Origin of the sequence: Candidatus Lokiarchaeum ossiferum (assembly GCA_025839675.1) — an archaeon.
GTDB lineage: Archaea > Asgardarchaeota > Lokiarchaeia > Sigyniarchaeales > Promethearchaeaceae > Lokiarchaeum > Lokiarchaeum ossiferum.
Genome location: CP104013.1, coordinates 1,905,779 through 1,928,219, shown reverse-complemented (window position 1 = coordinate 1,928,219; position 22,441 = coordinate 1,905,779). Strand labels below are relative to the sequence as shown.

Below are 22,441 nucleotides of genomic sequence, written 5' to 3'. Positions count from 1 at the left end.
TTGAAAATTAGAAATTAAATAAAATTGGTCATAGACCATCATGATGTTGAGGGCTATTTAGGGGCACTGGATTTCTTTTTTCGTTTCCCAAAATACGATCTCGGTTTCTTTGTTTTTGAACTCTTTTTTGCCTTGTAAGGCTTTCCTTTGGAAGTTTTCCTTGGATTTCTCTTTTGATATGGCGTTCTTCGACTATATCGGCCTCTTTTTTGTTCCAAGGGTTCCATTTCGGTCTTAATCATGCGTCCAATCCATTCTTGTTCCGCTTCTTGTTCCCATTTGGTATGCCATTTTTCGAAACCTGATTTCACGTACACTTTTCGACGTGGAAAATCCTTAGTGATCCAATGAAAAATCGCAAAGAATCGCTTTTTTCCACTCTCGACGGAGACTTTATGTTGCGGGACCCCAAATTCTTCGATGATGTGATCTAAATACGTTTGTTCGACCATATCTTGCAAATATCCTTCAATTTTCGCATCTTGATAATTATATTCTTCTTCTTTTAAGAAAACTCGTGCTTCATCAAAACAAGGGCCGGTACAAAGGTAAATATCTTCAGTTTTGGGAATTTTCATTTCCTCAAAAGTATCAATGAAAAGCTGGCGAATGTAATTCTTTGTGGTGGTATTGAAATCAGACGATTGATATAATTCAAGGGGCACTTCTTTCTTAACAAGTTCGTTGGTTTCGCGTCTCCAAAATAAAATAAAGGCAGATCCAATCAAATCTCCCGTGCCGCTATCATCAATTTCTATGGTCATAAGTATACGTCAAAAAACTCAAAATCGGAAATAAGGGTTTCATTACATTTTTTTGACAGACTTTTTTATCATAAATACTTTTAAAGAACTTCTCTTTATAGGAAGTGAAATGATTCAGTGTGAAATAATCTTGACGGGAAATGAATTACTTGTTGGGAAAATTGCTGATACTAATGGAAAATGGATTATTGATCAAATTGTTCCTTTGGGGATTCAAGTATCACAGATCACTATCATTCCAGATAATTTGGAGATCATTTCATCTACTTTTCGAAGTGCTCTTGATCGAAAACCTAATTATATTTTTGTTTCAGGTGGTTTGGGGCCTACTTTTGATGATATGACTATTCTTGGTATATCAAATGTGTTATATCCTCCTTTAAATCTTATAGAGAATAAACAATCAGTTTTAATGATGAAAGAGAGATATGAAACACGATATCCTGACCTTTCATTTGACAAATTGATTCAAGAACGTCCTTACTTATTAAAAATGGCAATGATGCCTGAAGGATGTATTTCGTTATCAAATTCAGAGGGCACTGCTCCAGGGGTTCGATTTCCTCCTTCAATTACAAATGGGCATACTACAATTATTGCAATGCCCGGGATTCCAAAAGAACTCCATTCTATCTTTTCTGTACATATTTTACCCGAATTGCGACAGATCTCCTCCGATCAGCATTTTTATCAAGGAGGATTTGTTTTTCAAAACATTGGTGAATCTAAATTCACTCAGAAGGTTTACGAGCTTAAAGATCAATATCCCTCCTTATGGATCAAAACTCACCCACGAAAATCTGAACTAGGTCATTGGGAATTGGAATTACATATAACTGCAACCAGTGGTGAATCAGATATATTTGACAAGTTAAAAGAAGTATATTCTCTATTAAAACAGCATGTGATCCAGGCTCATGGGATCATAGTAAGTGAAAACCTTCCAAATCGATCATGAAGTGTTCAAATCACAGCAAGATATGATCAAAGAATATATTTTTTTGAAGGATTCATCACTAATTTTCGGAAATGCTATGATGGAATGATCATGCAATATTGAAGATTTAACATTATTTCAATTCAGATGTTTCCTTTTCAAATAAATGGATCAATTTATTAGTAGAAATTTGCCATTTTTTTCCCAAGACTACTAAATAACTTTTTTAAAAATCCATAATTAAATTTCCTTGTTTCATATCTTGAAATTTATTTTGGTTTCAAGAAACGAAGAAATAAGTGTTATAGGTAAACTACAATGGAAACTCAACCCGTTATTGAAGAACCACAAGAAAAATGGTTCACCTTTTCAACTGAACAAGTAGAAAAGAAATTATCTACCAGTATTACGGCAGGGTTATCCAGTGCAGATGCTAAAGCTCGATTGGCAAAATATGGTCCAAATGAATTGACCGCAACGGAAAAGATTCCTCGTTGGAAAGTCTTTTTACAACAATTTAACGATGTGTTAATTTACATCTTAATTGCCGCTGCGTTAATTTCAGCAATTATGGAATATATCGAAACCAGTTCACATGGTGAAGCTTCTTTTGGATGGGATTGGCTGGTAATTGCAATTATTGTTATTTTGAATGCAGTTATTGGATTCATTCAAGAAGGAAAAGCGGATGATGCCATTGAAGCTTTACGTAGTATGTCTGCGCCAGATGCTCAAGTCGTACGTGATGGAAAAGAAGTTATGATAAAAGCTCGAGAAATCGTTCCAGGAGATCTATTAATTCTCAATGAAGGAGATAAAATTCCTGCCGATGGTCGATTATTCGAAGAATCCAATTTTAAAATTGAAGAAGCAGCCTTAACTGGCGAAAGCGTTGCAGTGAAAAAAGATATTAAAATCATTGAAAATGAAGAATGCGCTTTAGCCGACCGCAAGAACATGGTCTTTTCTTCCACTTTAGCTACTTATGGTCGGGGCAAGGTAATTGCCACTGAAACCGGAATGAAAACCGAAGTCGGAAAAATCGCCACCATGATCAGCGAAGCTGAAACAATGATGACCCCCTTGCAAAAATCCCTTGAAGAATTTGGTGCTTGGCTTGGAAAGATTATTTTAATCATTTGTGGGTTGGTCTCAGTTATCTACGTTATTTGGGCTGGTATCCACGGACAATTGACTCCTGAAGCTTGGTTGTCCAAAGTTATTGCTTCCTTACTCGCGGGTGTTGCTTTAGCTGTTGCTGCAATTCCTGAAGGCTTACCTGCAGTAGTCACCACTTGTTTAGCTATCGGTGTTACTCGGATGTCTGAACGAAACGCAATTATTAAAAAATTACATTCAGTCGAAACCCTCGGATGTACAACTGTTATTTGTTCCGATAAAACTGGAACTTTAACCAAGAACGAAATGACCGTTCGAGCTATTTGGGCTGGCGGAAAAATCTATAACGTCTTTGGAGCAGGATATGAACCTACTGGTGAAATTAAACTTGGTGAAGATCTTGTTGATGGGAAAACAATTCCTGATCTTGAAATGGTATTACGCACAGGATTACTATGTAATAATGCTCGCTTAGCCAAAGAAGAGAAGTGGATGTGTTTCGGAGATCCAACAGAAGGATGTTTAATTTCTGCTGCTGAAAAAGCCTATGGTCCTCGAAAAGCGATCGACGAAAAATACCCTCGTGTTGATGAAATTCCTTTCGATTCTACTCGCAAACGAATGACAACCATTAATATGGTTGATGGGAAAAAAATCGCATATATCAAGGGTGCTACCGAAATAATTTTAGACTATTGTAAATCTATCCTTTGGGATGGTAAAGAACGTCCTATTACAGATGATGATAAAAAAACCATCTTAAAAGCCTACGAACAAAAAGCGAGTGAAGCTTTACGTGGATTAGGTTTCGCCTATCGTGTTGCTGATGGAATTCCTGTTGAAGTGGAATCTATTGAAAAGGATTTGACTTTCGTTGGAATGCAATTCATGATTGATCCTCCAAGGGATGAAGTCAAAAAAGCCATTGAAGAATGTAAGGACGCAGGAATTGGTGTGAAAATGATCACCGGAGATAATTTGATTACTGCAACTGCCATTGCTAAAGAATTAGGTATGATTTCTGAAGGGGAAGTAACTCATGAAGGAAAAGATATTCCTTCCATGAGTAATCAAGATATTCGAGATTGTCATGTTTTTGCTCGTGTCTCACCTGAACATAAACAAAACATTGTCAAAGCTCTTCAAGCAGAAGGTCAAGTTGTAGCAATGACTGGTGATGGAGTCAATGATGCACCTGCTCTAAAAAATGCAAATGTCGGTGTAGCCATGGGAATTACTGGAACCGATGTTTCCAAAGAAGCGGCAGTTATGGTTTTAGCGGATGATAATTTTGCCACCATTGTGATGGCTGTCGAAGAAGGACGAGGTATTTATGATAACATTAAAAAATTCATTCAATATCTCCTCTCTTCAAACATTATGGAAGTTTTAGTATTGTTGGGTGCTGCTTTGATCGGAGTTGAACCTCCCTTAGTTGCCATCCAATTACTCTGGATTAATCTTGTTACTGATGGTGCACCAGCTCTTGCTTTAGGATTCGATCCATATGATCCTACTCTCATGAAACAGATGCCGCGGCCTGAAGATGAACCCATCTTGACCAAACGCTTTATCGAAACCATGATTTTCCGTGGTGTGGTTATGACTATCTTAATCCTCGGTATCTACTTGCTCTATTATAGCGGTGGTTTCTTCCACGGACCTTTTGCCTTGAATAGTGTCGATGATATTCCTGACAGTTTAGCTGCATTAGTTCAAACTGAACATTATGAGAATAAATCTCTCTCGGGCGAGGAACTCCTCTTAGCCTTCAACCTTTGGAAAGCTCGATCGGTTACCTTCCTTGCAATGATGTTCGGTGAGATGGCAAATGCATTTAATTGTCGATCCGAATACAATAGCATTAAGACCATCGGAGTACTAACCAATAAGATGATGCTCTGGGCAGTTGCAATTTCTTCCGTCTTGACAATTGTGCTTTATATTCCCGGAAGTCCATTGGGGGCAATCTTTAAAGTCATTCCACTCACCATTGAATGGTTGTGGATCTTGCTCTTTATCATAGTGGTCGTTGCTAGTGTGGAAGCTTTGAAATATAAATTCCGAAAAGATATGGGCTTATAATTGAGGCTCATCTTTTTATTTTTTTTTACTACCTTAATTTAATTACCTACATGCTTTTCTTTGATTTATCTTGCAATAAGGATCTGCCCAACTTTTTCCCAAGAATCTTCACAGAATCGAAATAGTTTAATTTTAACCTAGTTTATTTTACCCATGGCAACTGTGGATGAAATCATTGCAAAAGTGCGAAGTGAAAATCGCAAAATTCTCACCGAGTTTGAATCCAAAGAATTATTACAAACCATCGGTATTTCCATTCCTAAACAAGCCCTTGTTTTAGCTTCCAATGGCGCGGATGAGGTAATTAAAACCTGCGACGCAATTGGTTATCCGTTAGTTATGAAATTAATGAGTGATAAAATCGTTCATAAATCCGATTCTGGGGCCGTAAAGTTGGGTATCAAAGATGCGGCTGAGGCTCGCATCGCCTATGATGGGCTCATGGCTATAGAATGTGTGGATGAGACCAAAGCAATTTCTGTGCAAGAGATGGCTCCTAAACCTATTGCTGAAATTATTATCGGATCTCTGCAAGATCCTCAATTTGGGGCTACCGTTATGTTCGGTATTGGAGGAGTTTTAGTCGAGGTGATGAAGGATGTCTCGTTCCGCATTGCCCCCATCTCCGATTTTGATGCTGATGAGATGTTGCACGAAATAAAGGGCTTTAAGATTTTGGATGGGTATCGGGGAAACGACAAAGCCGATTTTGAAGCCATTAAAGATACCTTGAAAAAAGTTGCCCAACTCGCCTACGATTATCCTGAAATAGCTGAAATGGACTTGAATCCTTTGTTCACCTATAAGGATGGCATTGTGGCTGTAGATGGACGCATTATTTTAAAAGATGAGTAATTCACTTTCGTTTTTTTTTACAATGTTTTTGTGTGATTTTGCCCCAAGGTTTTGGGATTTTCTATTTTTTCCGCTGAATTAAATGAATTGAATAGTATAGATTTTAGAAAATATAGAATAAATATTTTTTACTTCTTCATAGAAAAAATGACTTTTTTTATTTGAAATTAATTAAATGACTCCAGTTTAAACCGACTTTTGACATATCAGTATTCCTTCGCTAGCCCCATTCTTTGACGTTTTTGTTAGTTCAATATAAAATTCAAAAAAGTTAAGTAGAAAATGCAAGCATGTTACATTATAGAATTTCTTCCGAGCGAAAATCGAATGAAAAAAAATTCCTATTCTTGCATCATATTCCTTATCATTGTTTTGGGCAGTATTCCGAGTAATTCAAATGTGAAAATTATTGAGGAAATTGAAAATGAAGTAATTGCAAATCCGATTGCTCAAGATTATTCTCCTTCTCTTTCAGGAGATTATAATAATGTTAATGTGACTCTCCATCAAGCTACCGAAAATACTACATTATTTGAAGTTAATCAAACTAATACATCTTTTAGTCGTCCTGCTCCTCAAGGTTTTACCACTTCAAAAACAAATATTACTTTTGATAATATTCAAGCTTACGATATTCAGAATGATATTGAAGATTCTTCACCTCTTAGTGTAGTTCCTATTGGGTTGGCTCCTACATATGTTATAAATTTCAACACTACTGGTGATTGCTATTTGGATGATGCATCCTTCTATATCTCTAAATCGGGTACCGACATGGGAGATTTATATTTACACATTTATGGTGGGGAATGGAATTCTCTCTTGGGAAGATATGTTCCAAAAGAATCTGCTTTAACTTCTTCTGATTATAGTATTACTTTAAATGCTGCAGCTGGAACTTACTGGGCTGATTTTACAAATCTTAATCAAGAATTACTTAGCTCTAATACTGTTAATAACGTATGGTTTATTGGAATACGAATGGCATATAATGATAGTTTCGCTGTGGGGTGGCGCTATTGTGCTGATTCAGGAGGATCTGAAGATACTGAAGGGGATGAAGCTGACTCTTTTAAATTAGATGTTCCAAGAATTTTATTCGTTCCAGAATTTGAATCATATACTGTTGATTTTTTAACTAAGGTGACATTAGATCTTGGAGGTGTGACTGCTCCTGACCCAGAATCTATTGGATTGACTATAAATGGGACTGCAGTTAATAATAATACTTCTTCCCCAAGTCACAATTCAGGTTATTGGGATACAATTGGTGAATATTGCTCTTCTAGTAATATTGAATTTATTGTATCTTCTGATTGGGGGAATTATTCCGCAGATATTAATTTTACTTCAGTTAATTATACTCAATCATTTAAAGCTCCAACATCATATTTGGTTGATCATGGTAATGATGTCACTTGGACTTCCACTTCAACTTTTTCTAGTCTTAGTGCAGATTCAGATCTTTCATATGAAACAATCAATTTTACTATTCCCATAAGTTGGACTGCAACATCCCTAGATAAAAGTGGTGCTGTTTTATGGAACACACCTATATGGTCGAATTCTACGTCCCAAATTATAACTGTAGATGGAGCTAGTGCTGTTAATGGAGAATGGACACTGACTTGCAGTTCTACAAATTTTATTTCCGATATTAAAATTGGTATAGGAGGTGTTGAACTGTCAGAACCCTATTTTGCTTATTCTGATAGCACTCTTGAATTAAATTCCACTTTTATAGAAAATCTGAACGGAATCGTAAATTTAACTATTTATCATCCTAGTGATGTAAATGATGAAATGGTGTATACAACAAATCCAGTAATATCGGTAGGAAGTAGTACTTCCGTTAATACCTTCGATGATTGGGATATTTCTGCGGGTTCACTTGCTGGGTATGGTGATTTTCGCGTTCAATTGGTTTGGAGTAATGAAACAGATGTTTCAGTTTACGATACTAGTGTTTTCATTGCAGGTGTCTCACAATATTCTACTAGTAGTCCCCACGCTAATGGTTCTATTGTTCATACAAATGACATTCCATTCAATATTTCTGTATCATATGAAGATATAACTAATTCTCCTGTCCATATTGCTGGTGCAACAATTGGATTTTCAGATATTTCGGGTTGGGTTGAAAATACGGCTCAAAATAATGCAGATAATACCTACAATGTAACTATCGATCCTTCAACATATCCCGCAGGTGATCACGTACTCACAATTATGATAAACAATTCTAAATATATGAATCATACATTTACTTATGAATTAACAGTAGAATATCCAACCCAAGTTCAAGATATTACATCAAATGATTTCAATGCAATTAGAGGGATTAATGCTACTTATGAAATGCAATATTACAATATTTCACAGCCAACAGAAGGTATTTCAAATGCATTTATTTCCGTGAATGAAATTGATTCATTTGAATGGAGTTATGTTGAGTCTGCAAATGGCCATTATACTATTGAATTAAATACAAGCGTTCCAATTGTGAATGAATACTTGTTTAATTTTTCAATCAGTGCAAGTAATTACCAACCACAAGATTTTATTTTCAATATTACAACTACTCCTGCGTCAACTGCAATATCTTTGGTATCTTTAAATAATACCGTTATTTCACGTCCGAGCAACAAAAATCTATCAATAATCATAAATGTGGATGATATTTCTATCAGTTCAGGTTTAAATGATGTTCCTAATAGTGCATTATATGTATATGAAGGGACAAGTAATACAAATTGGACTACGGATGAAACGTCAGCCTACAGATTATGGTCTTTAGGTAATGGTGCTTACTTAGTTAATGTTTCATTGGGCTCAAGCGGAATTTCCAGAATTAATGTTGGTGAATATCTACTTAGAATTAATTTAACTTATAGTCCAAATTATTTAACTAGCATTCTTTTTGTTGGATTCAATATATCAGGAAATGCTACATCTATTGGCTCTCTTGGATTATCTGAACCAACTTTAACTGGATCTGGAAATGATTTTTCAATATTTCAACAAGATCGTAGTGTAGCTGTTAATTTTCAGTATATTGATCTAGATTCTGGAAGCCTTAATATACCTGCTATTCAATTTGATGATTTCACTTATTTTGTTTATATTAATGGTGTTCCAAACTCAATTGCTTCTGCTACATTTAGCTATGTTCAAATAAGAACTAGAAATGAAGGTACACTTGATTTTACGGGATATTCATCTGGAGAATATAATATTACAATTGATGTAAGTTTTGATAATTATCAAAATGCAAGTACTTCATTTAATATCACAGTTCTCGATTTAGAGACTATTGCCACTTATACGAGTATAACACAGACAGATCATACCGCAAATCAATTGCATCAAGAGACTGGGCAATATGTTGTATATGCACATTACGATCTTCAAATTGAAGGATCTTATCTCGCTACCCTTACTGCATCAGGTGTTGCAGATGCTAGTTTACGCAATTTAGAATGGGATGGCTCGGATAATTATACAATGACCAATCATGGGGATGGCACATATTTATATACTGTTCCATCATCATGGTTAACGATAGGAATACATACAATAACTCTTTATTATGGTCTAATAGATTTTGAAAATGCTACTTCAATAACCATTACTCTTGATGTGCGAAATTTAACTACATCTGTTGTATTTGACCACATATCTCAGCCAGAACGAAATGATGATCTACTCATTTTTCAAAGCCCCGAATTGGGCTTCACTACCTATACTCATTATGATGTTTTGGTAAATGTTACATATTTTGACACGAATAATTCTGTGTTTGTACCTTCAGGTGCTACTGGAACTTTATACATTGATAGCGTATTTTATAGCAATACTCCGTCATTTAATGCAAATGATCAATATACTTGGGTGATCGATAATCTTGATTTACCACTCGGTACATCAAATATCTCAATTACTTTTTTCTTGAGTGATTATAATCCTGTTACATATTCTTTCAATATAACAATCACCAACATTCCAACTAGCGCGGATTTAAATGATGAAATTACTCAACCAGATCGCAATGGTAATACTTGCGATTACTTTGATCTACTTGATCCAGCTAAGGGATATATTGTATATAATAATTATTATTTGTTAATCAACATCACTTATTTTGATGCTTTAGATGGTATAAATATAATTGATGCTCATACTGCTAATTTAACTTTCAATGGTCAAAATTTCTTTCGAACTTCAACTCAAAATGGAATTTATTCATGGAATATTAGCAAAATTCTATTATTAAAAAATACATACAATTTGACTTTTCAATTCAATGCGACCGATTATGATTACTTTGAATATTCGTTTAACATTACTGTTAATGAATTATCCACAGATATCCAAGTTGAATTGGTACAACAAATTCCACGAAGTTCAAATAACATTAGTCCAACAAGTGGTTCGTACGATGTATATATGCATTATGAAATGAATATCAATGTATCGTACTATGATTTCGGGAATTTACAATATATTGATGATCCATCGATGGTATTTATAGAATTTTTAAATACAAATTATTCAATTTATTGGTTTAATCCCTCTGCTCATACATTTGGTTTTAAGCTGTCTGTCTCAAATTTAACCAGTATTGGTCTTGGAGTTCATCCCATTGAATTTCATTTTGGACACGACATTTTAACCAACGCTTCTGTTTCAACAAATTTGAATATAATTTTATTAGAAACATACGGAGATTTTGATGAAGATATATATCAACCGACAAGAAATTCTTTTCCATTAGCATTAATAAATCCAAATGCTGGTTATCGAGTATTTATGCAATATGGGCTACATATAAATGCTTCTTATTACAACGATGCTGACAATGTTTACATTGCTGGAGCAACCTCCAATATATATCTAAATGGTACTCAATTTTCATCCAATTATTTCGCAAATAATTTATATGGATGGTTTATTCCTTCTGCAAATTTATCATCATTCGGATTAGGATGGATTAATGTTACTATTCAATTTTCATTGAATGAATATGAAACAGCAACTATTCAGTTTAATATGACTTTGTTCTATTTAGAAACCACTTTTGATTTTATTAGTATCTCCCAACCTTCTCATCACTCTCAAGGATTGGATTATAATGGAGAAACTATGGGATATACGGTCTATATGCCTTATGATTTAGTTATTGCCTATGAATACCTCGATTCAACTAATAATCTGAGAATATCCAATGCAGAGTTGACCAATTTAACCTTTGATGGAGAAAATTATCTTTCACCATTAATTGAGAATGGCGTTTATAGTTGGACAATTAATGCAGCTAATTTTGAAGTAGGTACCTACAATATATCCATCCTTATCGGATTAAAGAATTATGTTAATCAATCAGTATCCTTTAATATCACATTAACAATACTGCCAACTAAATCCGATTTCTACGGAATTTCTCAGCCTGAACAAGAAACTGGATTAATTTCAATAAATAGTGAGAACTCCTATGTTGTTTTTTCGCCTTTTGGGATTCAGTTTAATATAACTTATATTGATGGTGTGACGGATAACTTTCTTAGTGGTGCAATAGCTACATGTTATTATAATGGAGAACTAATTGCTCTCAATTCAAGCAACAGTGGGAACTATGGGTGGTTCATCTCATCTTCTGAACTTGTTATTGGAACTGGGCCAATAACAATCCAATTATCTCTCTCCAGCTGTCAAACTGTTTCATATTCGTTTAATATCACGGTTATTGGAGAGTATGCGGTGCTAATTGAAAAAATATACATGCCCGATACTTTAGTGCAAGGAGAATCCTATGATATCATATTCAAGTTATCCTATACGAATGGTTCAACTAGTTACCCAATAATTGATGGGGATGTAAGGTTACTGACCAATAAAACTGAAATCTCGGTACTTGTAGGGGTAACAAATGCTACCGGACATGTTGTATTTACTTTTATTGCTCCACAAGGGGATTATCAGAATTTGGTTTTAACTATAGAATATGGAGGTGAATTATACGGAGTAAGTGATCAAGCATCAGCCTTTAGTGCGAAAATTGTTAGTCCGACTATATTACCTTCGTGGTTCCTTCCAGCATTGTTGATTCTTGTAGGGAGTGTTTCATTGGCAATAGTTGTGCAAAAGAAAGTGATTGCTCCTAGAAAAATGCATTATACTGATTTAGTGATGTCTTCCTCCACGATCTTTGATGATGCGATTAATTTACATCATATTATGATCATTCATAAGGCGACAGGGGTTTCATTGTTCTTCAAGTCCTTTGCCGAAGAAGAACTCGATCCAGATCTAATTTCAGGTTTTCTCTCCGCTGTGCAATCCTTTGGAAAAGAAATTAAATCTCAAAAATCGTTAAATGAGCTATCTTATGGTGATAAGATTTTACTGTTCTCCGATGGTGTGTTTATTCGGGTCACTTTAGTGCTAGGAAAATCTGCTTCACCTTATATGAAGCGCAATTTAGCGAAATTTGTTGGAAGGTTTGAAGCCGATTATCATACAAAATTAGAAAAATGGCGTGGTCAACTTAATACTTTTGCAGATGCAGGCGATTTAATTGATGATATCTTGAATACATCGGTTATTTTACCCCATCAGTATAATGCTGATTCAAAATTGTTGAAAGGAATTTCTCGGGCGCTAACAAAACAAATTTTGGAAATATCCAAGACATTGATCACCGAAGAACGCAATTTCATGTTCTTAGCTCAACTTCTCTCAGTCGCGATTGATCAGACCAAAAAACAACCCGGAGAGATTATTTTATCTATTACTGAACTTTTAGATGCAAAAATCCTCACTCCAATCAAGTTGGATGTTCTCGAAGAACAGGCGTTGACTGATCAAGAACTGCGTACTCTTCGAGAACGCGTTTGGGCGATCCCGAATAAATCAGAGGACGAAAAACAGCAAATTTTAACAGATGTTACACAACTATCTGAAGCGGAGCGAGATGTGGCGATCCAATCCTTATCGCAAACCCTAACAATTACTTCTGAAACAACTGGGGAAGTCATCAAATCTAAAATCTTTGAAACTGAGGGTGATGCACGCAAGGAAATTAAAGAATTGAATAAATTAGCGAAAAAAGCCCTTAAGTCTCATGAATTTGATGAAGCTATTCGGAATTATGAAATTGCTGAAGTAATTGCCTATCAATGGAATATGGAAAATCTCGGAAAGACCTATGGAAATTTAGTCCTATCCAACACGGTGACAAAATATAAAACCACCTTAAAACAAAAGACCAAAGAAGGGCAAAAATTCATGAAAGCAAAGGAATTTCAAAGTGCTTTTAATGCGTTTAAACTTGCTCTTGAAGCGGCCCACAGTTTATTTAAGATGGGGTATATTGAAGTAGAGGATAATATTAAAGATTTGGTTAAGCGCTCTGGAGAAGCATTAAAATATTGTGAGGATTCCGTTTGTGATAAGGAATATTATACCAAGGAGACATTAATAGAATATCGGAAATTTTTGTTGAAAGAATTGAAAACGGCCACCAAAGCGAAGGATTTATTCATGCAAACTGAACTTAATACAAAGTTATTACTCATTTCGAATATTCTGTTTAAGTTCGGGATCGGCGCTGAAAATTCCAATATCAAGAAATATCACTCCGATATTGATAATCTACTCAAAAAAATGAATGAACTAGATGGAGAAATGAAAACGGCCATGGATGGAGTGCGGGCCGGATTTATTCAGTCCAAAGAAATTTTAATGGAAGAAGCCATTTCTTTTGAAAAAGTGGAAGATTGGATTAATGCTTTAATTACTTATCAGAAAATCTTAGATATTTATTGTAAAATTGGGGATGCCGATAATGCTTTGAATTTACGGACAAAAATTGATATTCTTATCCAAAAAATTCCGGATTTGCATGATTCCATTACCTATTTCTCCCAAGAATGTGATCGTCATAGAAATGAATCCAAAGATGCGAACATGGCTGAAATTTGTTTGGATAATGCTAATTTATTGAAAGATGCCATATTTTATCGGGATTAATTTTTTTTTTGGGCTATTTTTTTTGGTTGATCTATCTTTCAAGGGAAAAAAAAGCCCTAGACGGCAGAAAAGTCCTTTTTAATCAAAAAATTTTTTACATATGCCGTATTTATACCTTTGTTCATGAACGAGGAACGAGTTTCTATCTCAACTAATTCTCATTATATAATTATATAAACTGTATCAAAGGTGTTAAAAAATCTCAATAAATCTCGAAACTCTAAAAGTAATCGATAGAATCCGCTTTGGTCTACTTTCCCCAGAAGAAATCCGAAAAATGTCCGTTGGTCGAATCATCACTGCAGATACATATGATGAAGATGGTTTACCGATTAAATCGGGATTAATGGATCCAAAGTTGGGAACCATTGAACCGGGACAAAAATGTTCTACGTGTGGAAATCGTGTTGGGGCATGTCCAGGCCACTTTGGACATATTGAATTAGCACGACCTGTGGTTCATGTTGGTCATGCCAAATTATTATTAAAAATTTTACGGGGAGTCTGTACCGAATGTAAACGTGTGCTTTTAACGGAAGATCAAATTCTTTCTTTTAAAGAACGACACGAAAGGTATATAGAAGTCTTTGAAAAGCCTGATGACACATTATTTGCTGAGATTTTTAAAACAGCACGTAAATCGAAAGAATGTCCTTATTGTGGGGCCCCGAAAAAGAAGATCACCATCGAAAAGCCCACTACTTTTTATGAAGATGGCGAACGTCTAACTCCTGTAGATATTCGGGAACGTCTTGGTGACATGGCGGAAAAGGATTGTGAATTATTAGGGATTAATCCCGAGACTGCTCGCCCAGAATGGGTTATTTTGACCGTACTTCCCATACCTCCTGTTTGTGTGCGTCCTTCAATCACACTCGATAGTGGAATTCGTTCTGAAGATGATTTAACCCACAAATTGGTCGATGTTATTCGGATTAACCAACGGTTACGTGAAAACATTGATGCTGGCGCTCCACAATTAATTGTTGAAGATTTATGGGAGTTGCTCCAATATCATATTACTACTTATTTTAACAACGAAGTTAGTGGAATTCCTCCGGCTCGCCATCGTTCTGGTCGAGCTTTACGAACCTTAACTCAACGTCTAAAAGGAAAAGAAGGGCGATTTCGAAGTAATTTATCCGGAAAACGGGTGGATTTTTCTGCTCGAACCGTCATCTCTCCAAATCCACATATTTCTTTAAATCAAGTGGGAGTTCCCGAAAAAATTGCGAAAATTTTGACGGTTCCTACTTTTGTTACCGAATTTAATATTGAGGACATGAAACAAACGGTAATGAATGGTCCAAAAAAACATCCTGGTGCGAACTATATTATTCGTGAAGATGGCCGACGTATTGACTTACGCTTTGTTAAGGCTAGAGAAATTGTAGCTTCCACTATAAAACCAGGTTTTGTGATTGAACGTCATTTACGGGATGGGGATTTAGTTCTCTTTAACCGTCAACCTTCTCTCCATCGGATGTCCATCATGGCTCATGAGGTGAAGGTTATGCAAGGTCAAACCTTTCGCTTAGCCTTAGTTGTTTGTCCTCCTTATAACGCAGATTTTGATGGGGATGAAATGAATCTTCACGTCCCCCAAAGTGAAGAAGCTCGTACTGAAGCGGAATACTTACTTAAAGTTCAAGAACATATGATCTCTCCTCGTATGGGTGCTCCAATTATTGGAGGAATCCAAGATTTCATTTCAGTTGGGTATATGTTTACTCGTAATGAAAAATCTCCCGGAGTTCCTAATGTTTTCGATCGAAAAGATACTTTTTCTTTACTGTATTGGGGAAAAGTGTTTAAGCGCAATCCCGGTTTTGATATTGATAAAGACTTGATACCGGTGAATCCTAAAGATCCAAAAAATGATTGGAAGTACTCCGGAAAATCAATTTTCAGCTGTATTTTACCTCATGATTTAAATATGGATTTGAAATCCAAGTTTTATCGAAAAGAAGAAGGTTTAGTTGAGGGAAGCGATGGTTACGATCAAATCATAAATGGTCAAATGGTATCAGGTGTAATAGATAAAAATATCATGGGTGATGGGAAAGCCACTAGTATTCTCCATCGAATTATCAAAGATTATGGTCAAAATCGAGGGCGTCAATTTTTAGATGATTTCGTAAGTATGATGGTTTGGGTAATTACCTTAACTGGGCTTACAATGGGAATTGATGAAGTTGATGTTAGAAGCGCTCGTAAAGACATTCATGCAACTATTTATCAATCTTATGCTGATGCAAATCGGTTAATCAAAGCCTATTATGATGAAGATGAAGAAGTTCTTCCTTGTGCTCCCGGCCGAACCTTAAAAGAAACCTTAGAATTAAACCTAATGAGTCTTTTAAATAAGGTACGTGGAGATGCTGGATCAATTGCATCTGATTTCTTAGGGGATACAGCCCATTCGGTTATTATGACCAAATCAGGTGCTCGTGGAAATCCTTTGAACTTAGCCCAAATGGCTGCTTGTGTTGGTCAACAATCCGTGCGACAAGATCGAATTCATCGGGGTTTTATAGATCGAACATTGCCTCATTTCAAAGTTAATGATCTCTCTCCTGAAGCCCGGGGGTTTGTTTTAAACTCTTACCGAACGGGACTCAGCCCAGCCGAATTCTTTTTCCATGCAATGGGAGGTCGTGAAGGATTAGTTGATACTGCTGTCCGAACCAGTTCTTCTGGGTATATGCAACGTCGACTTGTCAACGCTTTGCAAGATATGGTTGTTGAAAATGATTTAACTGTTCGTACCTCAGAAAAAAGCATTATTCAGTTCAAGTATGGGGATGATGGAATCGATCCGGCTAATTCTGACTCTGGAGATATTATTAATTTTGATCAAGTTATTCTTAAAACTCGACGATACAAAGATTTACTCGCCAAAGAAAAAGGCATTGCTGAAGTTCTCGATGGCAAACAGCATCCGGAATTTCCAGTTGATTATGTATTAAAAGATTCACCGAGAATAAAATCAAAGGAAGTTGCCTCAAAGAAGGAAGAAGTTTCAGATAAAAAATCGAAGGAAGAAATCCCTTCTACACCCAAGGCTGCTGCAGAATCGAAGAAAAAGATCTCTAAGAAGAAAACTACTGCGAAGAAAAAATCAAAAAAGAAAGACGATCCAGTAGAAAAACCAAAGAAAAAGGAAGTAAAATCCGTTAAGGAAGAAAAGAAACCTGCTGAAGAAGTTAAAGCGGTAGATCTTACAACTAAACCATTTTCCAGTCTCACCATTGAAGAGAAATATGAACTTTATAATATTGAAACGGGTAAAAAAGCTATTGTTCGGGGTCGAACAACCAAAATATATAAAAATTGGGAGCTTACTAAGTTAGAATAGATAAAGGTGTAAACGATGGCAAAGAAAAAAGCAAAAACCAGTACAAAAAAAGCGGACAAACTCGATCCTCGATTACAAGATGGGCTAGATTTTCTTCGATCCCATGGTCTAAATGATTTTTATCTTGATAAAGTTCAAGAACATGTCATCACTGAAGGATTTCAAGGTGATGAAATTGATTATTTTATCAAAGAGATTTATACGAATTATAAACGTGCTTTAGTCGTTCCTGGAGAACCTGTTGGAACTGTTGCAGCTCAATCTATCGGGGAGCCTGGAACTCAGATGACACTTCGAACGTTCCATTATGCAGGGGTGTCTGATTTTAGTGTTACTCAAGGATTACCTCGATTGATCGAAATTGTTGATGCTCGTAGAAATCCAAGTACCCCAATTATGACCATCTATTTAGATGAAAAACATCGTCATGATGTGAAAAAGGCTAGAGAAGTCCATTCTCAGATTGAACAAATCAAGTTTGAAACTATTACCAGTGAAATTGAAATTGATTTAACCGAATATTCTCTAAATTTGTCATTCATTGATGATTTGTTAGAAGATAAGAATATAACTATTGATGATATTATGAAAAAATTGAAGAAATTCAAGAAGAAAGGGACCATCGAATATGATGAAGAAATGAATATGGTCATAATCAACCCTGAAACGGAAGATCTTCAAAAATTGCAAAAATTACGGGAAAAGATCGTCAAGACATTAATTCGTGGAGTTCGTGGAATAAACCGTGGAATGATTAAGAAAGATGAAGATGAATGGGTTATTCAAACCGAAGGCACTAATTTGGGTGATGTACTGACCAAAATTGATGGAGTAGATGCAACCCGCACTTTTTCTAATCATATTCATGAAATAGAGAAACATCTCGGAATTGAAGCATCTCGCCAGACCATCATTCAAGAAGCAGTATCAGTGTTAGAAGATCAATCTCTTGATGTGAACATTCGCCATTTGAATAGTATGGCTGATTTAATGTGTGTTTCTGGACAAATTCAACAAATTGGGCGCCATGGTATTAGTGGAACCAAAGAATCCGTGTTAGCTCGAGCCGCCTTCGAAGTAACAATTAAACAACTTATTAACGCATCCATTAGTGGAGAAGAAGAAAAATTAATGGGTATTCCAGAGAATGTAATTGTGGGGCAACTCGTTCCTACAATTGGAACTGGATCTATTGAATTAACCATGGATTTTGCAGAAACCATGCGTTTACTTCAAAATCGAAAAGCTGAAGAGATCGAAGATTAATCTTTTCCAATTTTTTTACTTTTTACCTTCCAATGAATGATGGGTAAGTGGAACCTCTCGGAACTTGGCCTTATTTAACTTTTTCCTAACGTTTTGACAAAATTTTTTATCAATGCTATGTTATCTATCGTAGTTCTAGATTCTTGTGAATTTGGAATATAAAATTTATTGAGTTGTTTGAAAAATGAGTTACAAACGTGGTCAGCAGAAACTCAAGCGCAGAAAGCGAACCAGTGCAAAATCTTCGTTCGATGAGAACAAAGAGATTAATGTTGCAGTGAAGACTGGGAAGACTTTGTTAGGTGCAAAATCGGTGATTCGTGAATTATCGATGGGAGAATTAAAATTATTAGTTCTCGCCAATAATACACCTACAAAAGTAAAAGATCAAATAAGCCTCCTTAATGGATGCTTAGAAAATCCTGTTCCCGTTTTCATTTCAAAGAACAGCTCCTGGGAATTAGGGGCATCATGTGGAAAACCCTTTTGGGTTTCAACCATCGGAATTTTAGAAGAAGGAGATTCTTCTATTTTAAAAGCTGTTGAGTAATTTTTTGGAAACTAAATAATTGGAGATTAAAACATGGCAAGAACAAAAAGTCCAAAAGGCGAATACGCAGCTCGTGCCCTCGCGAATAAACGGAAAAAATTCCGCTGGAGCGATGTTAATTATAAACGCAGAGTTCTTCGTATTAAAGAAAAGACCGATCCCCTTCAAGCCGCTCCTATGGCAGAAGGAATCGTATTAGAAAAAATTGGAGTCGAATCCAAACAGCCAAACAGTGCTATTCGAAAATGCGTCCGAGTTCAATTACGTAAAAATGGAAAACAAGTCAGTGCATTCCTTCCTGGTGATGCCGCTTTAACTTTTGTTGAAGAGCACGATGCCGTCCAAGTTGTTGGAATTGGTGGTGCTATGGGTGGTGCTGTCGGGGATCTTCCTGGAATCCGATGGAAAGTGGTTAAAGTTAATGGTGTCAGTTTAGATGCTTTAATCAAAGGAAAGAAAGAACGGGCAGTTCGATAAGGTGAATGAAATATGGCAAAAAAGAAAAAAGAAAAACCTGAGGAAGAAATTGTCGAAGAAGAAGAAAACGACGAAGATATTGAATCCAAAGAAGAAAAAATTGATATGGTAGTTGTAGAGGATACCGAAGAACAAAAATTAAAAAAACTTGCTACACATGGGATTTTGCTCTTCAATCGATGGTCTTTTGAAGGAGTCGAAGTAAAAGATCTCAGTTTAAAAAATTATATCAATTTAGATCCTGTTATCATTCCTCATTCTGGTGGAAAACACCAACACAAGAAATTTTGGAAAACTGAACATATTTCTGTCGTGGAACGGTTCATTAACAAAATTATGACCCCTGGTCTCGTTGGAAAACGGATTAAAGGTCGTGGTTCTTCCCATAATATGGGTAAAAAACAAAAAATTATCAAGATGGTATACAACGCATTTGCATTAGTTGAATATAAAACGGGAGAAAATCCAATCCAAGTTTTAGTTTCAGCAATTGAGAATGCCGCACCTCGTGAAGAAACTACTCGAATTTCTTTAGGTGGAATTAGTTACCAACAAGCTGTTGATATTGCTCCACAACGTCGCGTAGATCTTGCTATTAAATTAATTGTGCAAGGTACAGTTGGATTAGCTTATAATAACATCAAAACTATTGATGAATTATTGGCTAACGAGTTAATTTTAGGTGCACGTAATGATGCCAATTCCCGATCCATTAAGCGTAAAGACGAAATGGAACGTGTGGCTATTTCTGCAAGATAAATTAATTTCATTACTTTTTTTCTTTCATTCTTCACTTATACTTTTCATTTTAAGCAATTTTAAGATTAGAAGAAAACATATTTGTAACGAAATTCACATGAAATTCATTGTAATCCCATTTTTTGAATATCTGAGCCATCTATTCCACATATTCCAGTTGAAAGTATATTTTTAAGGGTTAAATAAAATTCTTTATCAGTTTGTTCTTTTGATAAAAATTGATTAGATTTCTGGATTAAAATGAACTGATTCTTTAATTCAACCAAATCAGCATAAATTTGATTAAAATTATCATTGGAGATTATTTTTTGAGTATCACAGTACCCATAGCGATATCCATCTTTGATTTCTTCAGGTTGGTCCGATAATTTTTCTTTATATTGATCTAAGATATGATTGGTTGGACGTTCTAGTTCCTTTTGACAATGGAGTTGACTAAAAACATATCTTATCTCGCAATTTAGGTGGTCATTTTGTTTTTCGAGGAGAGAATTTATAAATTGAATAATATCCGATGCAATTTTTCGATTTTGACTCTGTTCTCGGATAAATAATCCCGTTTTCAGATATATTAACTCGTCTAACCCATGACATGATACTCCACATATTAAAGGGGTGTGGCTTGCATATTTTTGATGATCCTTCCATCCCACAAAGGGATCTTTTTGGTTGAATATCCAAGTATTGATACTTTGCCATCCTGGAAAGTGAACTAAGTTTTTTTTTAATATTTTGGATTTAAGTTCAAAGTAATCAAAAATATGAAAGACGGATTTTTCTAATTCTGAAAAGAACTGTTTTTCATCGGTACCATGTTCTAAATAGATTTTAAGGACATTAATGGATATTTTTTCCAAAACAATTGAAGGTTTTAACCCCTCCATCGATTCAAAGCTGATTGGAATTTTTAAATTCGTAAAAATATGTTCTGTATTCGGTTTTCCCCATTGCGAAAATTGATTTAAGATTAAAGACTGTTTTTGCATGAGCTGAATTATTTGTTGATAAACGGGTTTAAGATCTGTAAAATCAGAAGTGTTTGTTAAGGCTTTAAACTTCGTATGTCCGTGATGAATTTGGATTTTAGGGAAAGGATTATTCTGCTGTATCTTTGAAATTTCGCTATATGCTTGCAATAATGCTTCCACTTCTATCAAATTGGCTTTTAAGGATATACCTAACATTATTGGCCACTTAGAGATATTTTGTTTAACGAAAAATCCAAATTTAATAAGATAGGTCAATTCTTGCGGAGTGTAATAATTCAAAAATTGTGATACAAATTCATCAAATCGGATTATTGTCAGTCCTTTTGGAAAAAAGGGTGAAATTTGCTCTAAAAACCGTGTAAGGTTAAATAAAAAATCTTGAAAAGGGAGATCGAAGATGGATTGTATTTCATTTTCTGTGAATGTAGTTAGATAATAAGCATATAAAATATGTGTGAACTGAGTTCCCGGGAGTAATAGTTCTAGTGGTGATATCCCATAGTGTTCTAAATCTGTGAGAACAAATCGTCCAGATAGTAAATCATCTGCAAATTTCTGTCGCATTTGGTTTAAGAGTACATATTGCTCTAAAATTGTCGTGCCAAAATCCAAACGCAATATTTCAGGATCCATTTTTTGTTCTGAGAAGATTATTTGATTAATATCATAAGGAGGCAATCCTAAACGGGTTAGTTTGTGACGATAGTCTTCATATTGGTTTTCAATTAAGATTGCATTAATATATTCCCGAATAAGAGGGGTGGTCAAATATGTGATGTTCGCTTTCTTCAATCTTTTTCGGGCTTCTTGGGCAATAGTTTGAGCTTGTTTTGCCGTCATATTTGCTTCTAATTGTAAGTTTGATTCAATAATGGACTCATCAAAAGGTTCCAAAGAATATTTTGAAGTACGGACATATATGACTCGATCAGTTGATATGATGTCTTCTAGATCTACTAACTTTCTGAAAGCACGTGAGCCGATATCTGTTAATTGATAACCTCTGTCATCTCCGATAATTAGATCCATATTTTTTAAACGCTTAAGATGATAGGATGTATTAACAAATTCTGAAAAATGGGATTGGAGGGTTTTATGAATCTCATTAAATTCCACAGGATATTGGGTTTCATAGAGAATTCGCAATATTTGCAATCGGATATCTGAGCTTAATACGGCCAAGTGTTTTCCAAGTGCGCTTGTAGGAGATTCATTTTCCTTTACCATTGGGAATAACCTATGTGTTATTTATCC

The 22,441-nt window shown here is 35.3% G+C and carries 11 protein-coding genes; 9 read left to right on the top strand and 2 right to left on the bottom strand.

Annotated features, from left to right (window positions below; genetic code table 11):
* Positions 1 to 53: 53 nt before the first annotated feature.
* A complete protein-coding gene (locus tag NEF87_RS07855) occupies positions 54 to 764 on the bottom strand; it encodes a hypothetical protein (protein ID WP_457919339.1) in 711 nt (236 codons plus the stop codon).
* Between the two features lie 109 nt (positions 765 to 873).
* Here NEF87_RS07855 and NEF87_RS07850 point away from each other — a divergent pair, with 109 nt between their 5' ends.
* From NEF87_RS07850 to NEF87_RS07810, 9 genes are all read left to right on the top strand, one after another.
* Positions 874 to 1,722, top strand: coding sequence for a molybdopterin-binding protein (locus NEF87_RS07850; protein ID WP_457919338.1), 849 nt, complete (start codon positions 874 to 876; stop codon positions 1,720 to 1,722).
* A 297-nt stretch (positions 1,723 to 2,019) separates the two neighbouring features.
* The gene (locus NEF87_RS07845) at positions 2,020 to 4,905 is read left to right on the top strand and encodes a cation-translocating P-type ATPase (protein WP_457919337.1); all 2,886 of its coding nucleotides are present in this window, start codon (positions 2,020 to 2,022) and stop codon (positions 4,903 to 4,905) included.
* 153 nt (positions 4,906 to 5,058) lie between these two features.
* On the top strand, positions 5,059 to 5,760 hold the full coding sequence (locus NEF87_RS07840) for an acetate--CoA ligase family protein (protein WP_457919336.1): 702 nt from the start codon (positions 5,059 to 5,061) through the stop codon (positions 5,758 to 5,760).
* A 327-nt stretch (positions 5,761 to 6,087) separates the two neighbouring features.
* Complete coding sequence (locus NEF87_RS07835; RefSeq protein WP_457919335.1) at positions 6,088 to 13,788, top strand: hypothetical protein; 7,701 nt, start codon at positions 6,088 to 6,090, stop codon at positions 13,786 to 13,788.
* Positions 13,789 to 13,993: 205 nt separating this feature from the next.
* Positions 13,994 to 17,146, top strand: coding sequence for a DNA-directed RNA polymerase subunit A' (locus tag NEF87_RS07830; protein WP_457920121.1), 3,153 nt, complete (start codon positions 13,994 to 13,996; stop codon positions 17,144 to 17,146).
* Positions 17,147 to 17,161: 15 nt separating this feature from the next.
* On the top strand, positions 17,162 to 18,412 hold the full coding sequence (rpoA2, locus tag NEF87_RS07825) for a DNA-directed RNA polymerase subunit A'' (RefSeq protein WP_371805893.1): 1,251 nt from the start codon (positions 17,162 to 17,164) through the stop codon (positions 18,410 to 18,412).
* Between the two features lie 184 nt (positions 18,413 to 18,596).
* A complete protein-coding gene (locus NEF87_RS07820) occupies positions 18,597 to 18,962 on the top strand; it encodes a 50S ribosomal protein L30e (protein WP_371805892.1) in 366 nt (121 codons plus the stop codon).
* A 33-nt stretch (positions 18,963 to 18,995) separates the two neighbouring features.
* A complete protein-coding gene (locus NEF87_RS07815; RefSeq protein WP_371805891.1) occupies positions 18,996 to 19,439 on the top strand; it encodes a 30S ribosomal protein S12 in 444 nt (147 codons plus the stop codon).
* Positions 19,440 to 19,451: 12 nt separating this feature from the next.
* Positions 19,452 to 20,198 (top strand): 30S ribosomal protein S7, encoded by a 747-nt coding sequence (locus tag NEF87_RS07810; protein WP_457919334.1) that lies wholly within the window; start codon positions 19,452 to 19,454, stop codon positions 20,196 to 20,198.
* Between the two features lie 104 nt (positions 20,199 to 20,302).
* Here the strand turns inward: NEF87_RS07810 and NEF87_RS07805 are convergent, their stop codons facing one another.
* Positions 20,303 to 22,414 carry a DUF7347 domain-containing protein gene (locus NEF87_RS07805; protein ID WP_457919333.1) on the bottom strand — a complete coding sequence of 704 codons (2,112 nt, stop codon included), beginning with the start codon at positions 22,412 to 22,414 and terminating at the stop codon, positions 20,303 to 20,305.
* Positions 22,415 to 22,441 lie beyond the last annotated feature (27 nt).

Coding starts and splice junctions, on each gene's coding strand:
- NEF87_RS07855 (WP_457919339.1), bottom strand. CDS start 764: ATGACCATAGAAATTGATGATAGCGGCACGGGAGATTTGATTGGATCT.
- NEF87_RS07850 (WP_457919338.1), top strand. CDS start 874: ATGATTCAGTGTGAAATAATCTTGACGGGAAATGAATTACTTGTTGGG.
- NEF87_RS07845 (WP_457919337.1), top strand. CDS start 2,020: ATGGAAACTCAACCCGTTATTGAAGAACCACAAGAAAAATGGTTCACC.
- NEF87_RS07840 (WP_457919336.1), top strand. CDS start 5,059: ATGGCAACTGTGGATGAAATCATTGCAAAAGTGCGAAGTGAAAATCGC.
- NEF87_RS07835 (WP_457919335.1), top strand. CDS start 6,088: ATGAAAAAAAATTCCTATTCTTGCATCATATTCCTTATCATTGTTTTG.
- rpoA2 (WP_371805893.1), top strand. CDS start 17,162: ATGGCAAAGAAAAAAGCAAAAACCAGTACAAAAAAAGCGGACAAACTC.
- NEF87_RS07820 (WP_371805892.1), top strand. CDS start 18,597: ATGAGTTACAAACGTGGTCAGCAGAAACTCAAGCGCAGAAAGCGAACC.
- NEF87_RS07815 (WP_371805891.1), top strand. CDS start 18,996: ATGGCAAGAACAAAAAGTCCAAAAGGCGAATACGCAGCTCGTGCCCTC.
- NEF87_RS07810 (WP_457919334.1), top strand. CDS start 19,452: ATGGCAAAAAAGAAAAAAGAAAAACCTGAGGAAGAAATTGTCGAAGAA.
- NEF87_RS07805 (WP_457919333.1), bottom strand. CDS start 22,414: ATGGTAAAGGAAAATGAATCTCCTACAAGCGCACTTGGAAAACACTTG.